The sequence below is a fragment of the Photobacterium sp. WH77 genome (assembly GCF_022014395.1).
In the GTDB taxonomy this organism is placed as follows: Bacteria; Pseudomonadota; Gammaproteobacteria; order Enterobacterales; family Vibrionaceae; genus Photobacterium; species Photobacterium arenosum.
Genome location: NZ_JAKLTE010000049.1, coordinates 1 through 1,258, shown reverse-complemented (window position 1 = coordinate 1,258; position 1,258 = coordinate 1). Strand labels below are relative to the sequence as shown.

At 46.1% G+C, this 1,258-nt stretch carries 1 protein-coding gene; it reads left to right on the top strand.

Features of this window, described 5'->3' with window-relative positions; genetic code table 11:
* Positions 1 to 72: 72 nt before the first annotated feature.
* Positions 73 to 1,250, top strand: a protein-coding gene (locus L6J37_RS21175; RefSeq protein ID WP_218387453.1) for an IS3 family transposase whose coding sequence is annotated in 2 segments (ribosomal slippage) — positions 73 to 331 and positions 331 to 1,250 — 1,179 coding nt in all. Because the reading frame shifts where the segments join, the coding sequence is not laid out codon by codon here.
* Positions 1,251 to 1,258: the final 8 nt, after the last annotated feature.

The window sequence follows — 1,258 nt, the reverse complement described above, 5'->3', positions numbered from 1 at the left end:
TGTAGTGGCATAGTTAATTTGGCCACCTGATTAGAGGTGATATCATCACCTCAGAAGTTAACAGGTGACACAATGACAAAACCTAGCAGAAGAACATTTAGCCCCGAGTTTAAACTTGAAGCCGCGCAGTTGATTCTTGACCAGGGCTACTCGGTAGCTGAAGCAGCCAAGGCAATGAATGTCGGTAAATCCACCATGGATAAGTGGGTTCGCCAACTCAAAGAAGAGCGGCAAGGCGTTTCACCTAAAGCTTCTCCGATGACGCCAGAACAAATCGAGATCCGTGAGTTAAAGAAGAAATTGGCTCGCCTCGAAGAACATAATGAAATATTAAAAAAGGCTACAGCTCTCTTGATGTCCGACTCGCTGAACAATTCTCGCTAGTCGAGAAACTCAAGCAGAGCCACAGTGTTTCTACACTTTGTGATGTATTCAGCATCCATCGAAGCAGTTACAAATATTGGTCTGGCCGCCCCAAGGCGATTAATTCTGATTTCGTCGAGTTATGTAGCGAAGTTAAAGCCGCGTACCGCATCAGTAATGGCTCTGCGGGAGCTCGAACTATCGCAGAGATAGTGACGACAAAAGGAATACCACTGAGCCGTTATCGTGCTAGTAAGTTGATGAAAAAGCTTGGCTTAGTGAGCTGTCAGCTGCCTAAGCATGCTTACAAGAAAGCGACTCAAGAACATGTTGAAGTCGCTAATAAATTAGACCGCCAGTTCGTCGTGACGGAGCCGAACCAAGTCTGGTGCGGTGATGTCACGTATATTTGGGTTGGAACGCGCTGGGCTTATTTAGCCGTGGTTATCGATCTCTTTGCAAGAAAACCCGTCGGTTGGGCAATGTCTTTATCGCCGGATACCAACTTAACGGGTAAAGCGCTATCAATAGCTTTTGAGGCAAGAGGGAAGCCGAAAAATGTGATGTTCCATAGTGATCAAGGCTCGCATTACACCAGTCTGAAATTTCGGCAACTTCTCTGGCGATATCAGATTGAGCAAAGCATGAGCCGCCGAGGAAATTGTTGGGATAACAGCCCGATGGAGCGATTCTTCCGAAGTTTAAAAACAGAATGGGTGCCATCAATAGGATATGAGAATTTTGCCCAGGCGCAGCGTTCAATCACACAGTACATCACGGAATATTACAGCGAGATCAGGCCACATCAATATAACGGTGGTCTGACGCCAAATGAGTCAGAACGGTTATTCTGGAATGACTCTAAAACTGTGGCCAGTTTTACTTGACCACTACA